The sequence below is a fragment of the Hydrogenophaga electricum genome, from assembly GCF_030160815.1.
GTDB classification, from domain to species: domain Bacteria; phylum Pseudomonadota; class Gammaproteobacteria; order Burkholderiales; family Burkholderiaceae_C; genus Hydrogenophaga; species Hydrogenophaga electricum.
Map to the genome: position 1 here is coordinate 1 of NZ_BSPB01000149.1, position 819 is coordinate 819.

Sequence of the window (819 nt, forward strand, 5' to 3'; positions counted from 1 at the left end):
GCAATTTCTGTTTTTCTTGAAGACGAATACGATATTGTTCTTTTTTCCCAGAATGGAATTTCTTTTTCAGATTACTTCCGGATTTAGGTGTTTTTCTAGTGAGTCCTGGTAAAGCTCCCAGACGGCGTATTTTTTTAAAACGAGGTCCTCGATAACGGGACATGAAGACTCCTTTTTTTATTGAAATTTCATTTTACACAATTAATTTCATTGTATTTACATTACAGAATACATCGAAATTAAAACTGAATTAAAGTAAAGGATAAACAGAGTAAAATCTACTAAAAGTACCACAAAAAATTTGTATATATATTATTTATTTTATTGTTTTGTATCTAGCAAAATTGTAGGGTAGAACGACATAATAGATCCTGGCTTCTCCATTTAATTCGGAGAAAAAGAGGTATTTTTGTTCATGGAACATTGATAGAGAAAAAAGCCGACTATCGGATTTGAACCGATGACCCTCGCATTACAAATGCGATGCTCTAACCTCTGAGCTAAGTGGGCTTACATAACAGAAATAGTGTAACAAATAGAAATATGTATAGTATAGGAAATCCGTAAAATGTCAGATCTTAATTATTAATCTTAGCTATTAACTAGTTCGAAATTGGAAGTTCTACTTAGAAAAAAATACTAGAACTTCATAAAATAAAGTTAGATAGATTTTTTTGAACTTTCTTTTTTCTCTAATTCGCAAATCTATTTTTCTAATAGAATCTATTCCAATTTCTATATTGAATTTGATTTTAGATATTTTTAATTTGATATGGCTCGGACGAATAATCTAATACATGGAAAAGAATAAATAATATA

Annotated in this window: 1 tRNA gene; it reads right to left on the reverse strand. The window is 29.1% G+C overall.

Features of this window, described 5'->3' with window-relative positions:
- Positions 1 to 436: 436 nt before the first annotated feature.
- Positions 437 to 511: transfer RNA gene (locus QQK43_RS23705), tRNA-Thr, on the reverse strand.
- Between the last annotated feature and the right edge of the window lie 308 nt (positions 512 to 819).